Source organism: Paramagnetospirillum kuznetsovii (genome assembly GCF_003284725.1).
Taxonomy (GTDB): Bacteria; Pseudomonadota; Alphaproteobacteria; order Rhodospirillales; family Magnetospirillaceae; genus Phaeospirillum; species Phaeospirillum kuznetsovii.
Genome location: NZ_PGTO01000046.1, coordinates 1 through 5,684, shown reverse-complemented (window position 1 = coordinate 5,684; position 5,684 = coordinate 1). Strand labels below are relative to the sequence as shown.

Sequence of the window (5,684 nt, the reverse complement as noted above, 5' to 3'; positions counted from 1 at the left end):
CGAAAGCTGAAGCTGGCATCGCCGATGGTGAGGTCGAAATGCTTGGCCATCTTGTGGCGATGGAGGACCTCGCCGACGGGTCATCGCAGGCCGGACCTGACCCAGATGCGTTATTTTGACGGATCGAGGCGGATGATCGTTCGGGTTGGACTGAGGAAACGTTGAATCGATGCGGCCCCCGGTGGCCCACTCAGGCAAGGGCTTCTGCGCGTTGGCTCGTGCGGTTGAGGCGGTGGTGAGGCTCAATCCATCCGAAGCGGGCGTCAAGCCAGTCGATAGGGATGGACGGCAAGATGGAAATCGATCAGCCGGCTGTCATGCTCGATCAATACCTTTTCCGCGACGATCCCCGTTTTCGCCATTTCCTCGACGATGTCGGCCGCGCGCCATTGCGGTGGAATGATGATCACCTCGGCAGGATGGTCGAGCAGCCAATCGCGAAACCGGATTTCCTGGCCGGAGCCCGCAACGAAGGTGCCGATCTTTTTGACGTCGGAATCCACCACGATCGGAAAGCGCAGAGCGTCGACTCCATAGCGGCAGATGAAGGCTGCGGACTTGCCGGTCCCGCCCCAGATGGCCACCGTCTGCCCCGAGTCGTGCAAAGCCGCCAACTGCCCTTGAATAGTGTCGAGCGCCGCCTCGGCTTGCTCCCGGAAGGCGCCGGCGGCGTGGGCGGTGGCGACGGCGGCGTCCGGCGCGCCCAGGACGATGAAGCCATAGACGACTTCGCCGCCATAGCCGTGCCCGACCTCCAAGACGTCGGCGCCGCAGCGGCTTAGCATCCGGCTGAAGGACTGGGTGGTGAAGTGCGACGAATGTTCGTAATAAAAATCGACCGTCCGCCCGGTGGTCAGGGCGTTGTCGATGCACGGGGTCTCCAGATAGGTCAGCGGCCGCTGGCCTAGGCATTCAGCCGCGAAGGACACGCGCTGGAGGAACCCCAACGGATTGACCAGGTGTTCCAGGACATGACGGCTGACAATCAGATCCGGTTTCAGCTCTGCCAGTTGCGCCGTGTCGAACAGTTCGCGCCGTAGCTCGATTCTCGGTGAACAGTGCAACGAGCCGTTAGGGTCGAAGCCGATGTAGCGCCCCGCCGGCCGGCCCTCCGCCAACGCGGCCAGAAAGCTGCCGTCCCCGTGGCCGACTTCGACCACCACCGGCTGTTCGGGCAAGCGGTCCAGCATGGCGCGGCGGACGCCTTGGATGAATTCGGACCAGATGGCGCCGCTGTTGAACATCAGGTTGGGCTTTTCGGAATACGGCACCTCGTCGTATTCGAAGGCCATATTGAATATGTGGCCGCAATCGACGCAGCGCACGAAATCCAGCGGCAGTTTGGGAAGATTGCGGGCTATCTCGGCGCTAGATGGCCATGCAAGGGTGGCAAGCGGCTGCGACGGGCTGTCCAAGAACGGCACAGCCACATTATGACCGCAGGCCGAGCAGATTGCCGAGCGCAAGGCGGGGATCCTCTTCATTGCTTGGTCACCGTTTGTTTGCACCATGCCTGCCACATGCCATGATAGGCGTCTTCGAGGTTGCGGGCAAAGCGTTTCCCGTCACACAGCGGCGACGCTACCATGGACGGCCGCAGCGCCGCGCGCAATTCGCCAAGGAAGTCTAGATTGGCGGCCAGTCCCGAGGCCAGGGCGACATAGGCGGCGACATCGGGAGCCACCAATTCAGACAGGCCGGCGGCGGCCTGGATGCTCTCGCTGACGCGGCCGACCCAGCGGTCGCCGCGTAGCGTGACCACCGGCACCCCCATCCATAGGGCCTCGGCCGTGGTCGTGCCGCCGCCGTAGGGGAGAGGGTCGAGGGCGACATCGACGCGGTTGTAACTGCGCAGCAGCGCTTGGCGGGGTTCCGGCCCTTCGATGGTCACGCGGTCGGGGTCGATGCCGTAGGTGGCGAATCGCGACCTCAGCGAGGCGCACAACGCGTCGTCGTCGAATTCGAAAGATTTTAGGAGCAGCGTCGAAACCGGCGCGGCGTGTAACACTGCGGACCACAGTGCGATCGTTTCTGGACTGATTTTGCTCAACCGGTTGAAGCAGCCGAAGGTGACCGAGCCAGTCTGTCGTGCCGGCGGCTCTTCCACGGCGATATCGAACGGGGGCTGCTCGAAGCACAAATAGCTGTCGGGCAGGCGCCAGACCGTTTCGCTGAAATTGCCTTCTTCGCCCTCAGGTATCACGAAGCGGTCGGCCAGGATGTAGTCCATGGCGGCCAAACCGGTGGTGCCAAAATACCCCAACCACGTCGCCTGCACCGGCGCCGCACGGCGGGCGAACATTGGCAGGCGGTTATACGGCGTGAGACCAGACAGGTCGACCAGCACGTCGATTGCGTCCTGGCGAATCAGCGCTGACGCCATATCGTCGGATAATCCGATCAGACTACGCCACCGGTCGGCTCCTTGTTGCAGACGGACGGTCACGTCGTCGACCCTCGCGGAGGTGGTGTAGCAGGTCACCTCGACGCGCTGGCGGTCATGGGCGGGGAGGACGGCGCCGAGGAAAAATCCCACCGGGTGGGCATGTAAATCACCGGACACATATCCGACGCGTAACGGCCGAGTTCGGGCGCGGTCGTTGTCGAAGATTGGGGCAGGATCAGCCCGTTCGTGTAGCCGTGCCCAGGCACGGGCGATGGATAGCATCTCGGCGCCGGTGACGGCTGTGGAATAATGCGCGGTCATGCAGAGAGTCGACAGCGCGGCGGCGTGGTCCGGTCGAATGGCGAGGGCGCGGCGGCAGGCGTCCAATGATTCGTCGATTCGTCCCGTTAATTGCAAGCCCGCGCCCAGATTGGCGAGGGCGGCGGCGTGGTCCGGTCGGATGGCGAGGGCGCGGCGGCAGGCCGCCACCGAGTCGATCATCTTGCCCTGCTTCATCAAGGCGCTGCCCAGGTTGGACAGTGTGTCAGCGTCGTCGGGATGGAGGGCGAGACTCTAGCGATAGGCGGCGATCGCCTCGTCTAGCCGGCCTTGCGCTTCAATGGCCACGCCCAGGTTGCAATAGGCGGGGGCGGACCCAGGAACCAAGGCCAACACCCGGCGATAAGCCGCGATCGCGTCGGTCAGCCGTCCTGCATGGTGATGCTGAAGTGCCTCGGCGACGAGCTGTTGGACGCTGGGCCCCGCTGACTGAGGGGCTGAGCCTGTTGCCTTCTTCGCTTGCGTACGACGCTGTTTGCGATTCAACGGCATTACCACCCCTTCAAGAGAACGAGAGGAAGATAGTCCGACTAGTAAAGCCCGGCAATCGAGTTCTCGGGGCACCAATGGCCGCACTAAGTCTTCTAACAATTGCGCCGCTCGCGAGCGTCTCTTCCTGGCACCCAGGGGCCACAGCGGACGTCCCCCGAGTGGCCGCTTTCGGTTCCCCTTGCTTATGTCGGTTTTCTGTTCTTATGGGCAGACTATGATTATGGGAAGTAAGCTGACGCGGGGTGGTGGCGACCGCCTGTCTGGCAGGCGGTTTTCAGAACCCGAGCCCTGATTCTGCTTCCCATAATGCTGCCGCCCTACAGGGCATCCTGTAAGGAGCGCAGCATGCTGACAGACTATTTCATATCGCCGCCGACTTTGGAGCGTTATCGCTCGGGACTGGTCGGCGCACATCTGGATGCGTTCACCGAGTGGCTTGATGAGCAAGGCTATCGCCGGGTTTGTATTCGCCGCCATGTACGAGAGGTTATCCATTTTGCCGCCTGGGCCAAGGCAGTGGGAATCCCCGTCGAGGGATTAAATCGAGACGCGTTGGATCGACTGCATCGTGATCTCACCCGACAGGAACGACTGCGCTCTCGCAACGGTGATCATCTGCATCTCTATCAAAGCGCTCGCGTATTCGTCGGCTTTTTTGAAGCGACCGGTGTTGTCCGTGGATCGATGCCCGCTCCGACCACGCCGTCTCCGTCCGAGCGGCTTTGGAGCGAGTTCACTGAATGGATGCGAGCGCAACGCGGAACGATGAGCAGTACGCTCATCAGTTATCGCTTACCCATTTCGGCGTTGCTGCAGAATCTGGGGACCGATCCCCAGACCTTTACGGCCGAAAGACTGCGGCATTTCCTGCTTTCTCAGGTAAAGCCACGCAAGACGCTCGGCTTCGCAACGCCGAACGAGGAATTCGCAAAGTTGGTCGCGAAGTTGGACGACACGAACGACGTGTCAAATGGCGGTGTTCGTTACGGAACTTGAATCCGCCCTCTGTTTGGGGTAGTGGCCCCCATGACACGGCGATGCAGCATTTCCTGGAAGGCATGGAAGATTCGTTGCATCTGGGGGCGCTTGTAGGGGAAAACGTCTTCTGGGTCCATGGCGTGAACGATCATCGCCGTGCCCACCTCGAATATGAACAATCTGCCATCGGTGGTCTCCGCGCAGTCTATGGCGAAATAGTCTAGATTAAGGCAGTCTACCAATGCCTTGAAAGCGACAGCGTGACGTTTGGCAAAGTCACTATCAAAGGTCGTGAATGCCTTGGCTTCCTCGTCCCGCTTTTCCGCACTTTCGTACATACCTGCGTTAAGGTAATGGACCATCCAGTTACTCGATACCGCCATATGGCAGACATAAGGGCAGCCATCAATAACGACGATCCGGTATTTCCGGAACATCCCTCCCTGGCTACGATAATCGATAAAACTAGATAAGTAATACTCATCAGCGGGATGGGCCAAGAGATATGAAGCGATAGCCGCAGGTTCGTCGAGCTTCTCAAGCCCTATGCCAGCATGGGAGTCCAGAGGACGAACGATAATCGGGAATTTGGCACCAGGCAGCACTTCGCTCAGTGCCACTTGGCCAAGCCCTAATTGCATCAACTCTGGAGGCACGGCTCGGATCGTCGATGGAATGAAGATCCCCGGTGCCTCGGCCAGCAAGGAGCTTACGCTGTCACGCGAGAGGTTTAAGACACTGCGGGGATCATTGATCGGGCACGGCCACCGATCGGTAGAACCCGATATGCACTCAAGTATTTCGTGGCTATCGTCTGATTCTCCCACGATAACCATGACTACATCATGGTCGGGGGTGATTTCTGGAAAAACTGTGCCCGGTACGATATAGAGAATATCGAGGCAAATGTCAGAGTCTTCCAACAGAAATTGTATCGGACTGTTCGCCATCAGATTTCCTGGCGCGGCAAGAGCCAGGAGCCGAATGCTGGTATCGCGATGACACGGGTCTCGGTAGATCCGTTGTTGGCAGAAAGCGTGACTCTGATAGAGTTTTGCACGCTCCTCCTGCCCCCACAGTATGTGGATTGTTGCCAAATCCATCATAGCGGCCGTATCACTGGCATCCGCATCTATCCGAGCATTTAGTTCGAGGGCTAGAGGCATCATGTTTTCGCCCCTAAAAGCCATGCCCGTCAGCTTCGCCATTCCGTAGGAGAGTTGCGGCCAGTGGCGGCCCGTCGATTCTTCTCCATCATTAGTAACAAATGCGAAATGTTTATCGCCCAATTTTGATTCTCCTGTCCGTTATTAATGTAATTACTATCGGGAGGCTTGGCTCTCAAGCTCTGTCATCGCTCGTTAAGCTGAGGCCTGTGCCATGGATCTGCAGGTGCCATTTTGTACTTTGGGTCTAAGAGTCTGAATCTGAATCGGTCTGATTGCATTACCCCCGAGCCAATCGCCGCATGATGAGTTTGACGCTGGCG

5 protein-coding genes are annotated in these 5,684 nt (G+C 59.5%); 1 reads left to right on the top strand and 4 read right to left on the bottom strand.

The features are described 5' to 3' along the window. Positions 1-263: 263 nt before the first annotated feature. Genes CU669_RS20800 through CU669_RS20790 form a run of 3 tightly spaced genes read right to left on the bottom strand, consistent with a single transcriptional unit; the run spans position 264 to position 3,217 of the window. Positions 264-1,466, bottom strand: a complete 1,203-nt coding sequence (locus CU669_RS20800; protein ID WP_205119535.1) for a class I SAM-dependent methyltransferase — start codon at positions 1,464-1,466, stop codon at positions 264-266. Between the two features lie 14 nt (positions 1,467-1,480). After that, the gene (locus CU669_RS20795) at positions 1,481-2,926 is read right to left on the bottom strand and encodes an O-linked N-acetylglucosamine transferase, SPINDLY family protein (RefSeq protein ID WP_275667831.1); all 1,446 of its coding nucleotides are present in this window, start codon (positions 2,924-2,926) and stop codon (positions 1,481-1,483) included. Between the two features lie 33 nt (positions 2,927-2,959). Next, the gene (locus CU669_RS20790; protein ID WP_112147505.1) at positions 2,960-3,217 is read right to left on the bottom strand and encodes a tetratricopeptide repeat protein; all 258 of its coding nucleotides are present in this window, start codon (positions 3,215-3,217) and stop codon (positions 2,960-2,962) included. Between the two features lie 345 nt (positions 3,218-3,562). Between CU669_RS20790 and CU669_RS21260 the strand changes: the two genes are divergently transcribed. After that, a complete protein-coding gene (locus CU669_RS21260) occupies positions 3,563-4,213 on the top strand; it encodes a hypothetical protein (RefSeq protein WP_146747840.1) in 651 nt (216 codons plus the stop codon). Here the strand turns inward: CU669_RS21260 and CU669_RS20780 are convergent. Then, the gene (locus tag CU669_RS20780; RefSeq protein WP_239988827.1) at positions 4,201-5,484 is read right to left on the bottom strand and encodes an ATP-grasp domain-containing protein; all 1,284 of its coding nucleotides are present in this window, start codon (positions 5,482-5,484) and stop codon (positions 4,201-4,203) included. The two genes, CU669_RS21260 and CU669_RS20780, sit on opposite strands and share 13 nt — an antisense overlap. Positions 5,485-5,684 lie beyond the last annotated feature (200 nt).

Excerpts from the sequence above, each read along its gene's own strand:
- CU669_RS21260 (WP_146747840.1), top strand. The coding sequence starts at position 3,563 with ATGCTGACAGACTATTTCATATCGCCGCCGACTTTGGAGCGTTATCGC.
- CU669_RS20790 (WP_112147505.1), bottom strand. The coding sequence starts at position 3,217 with ATGCCGTTGAATCGCAAACAGCGTCGTACGCAAGCGAAGAAGGCAACA.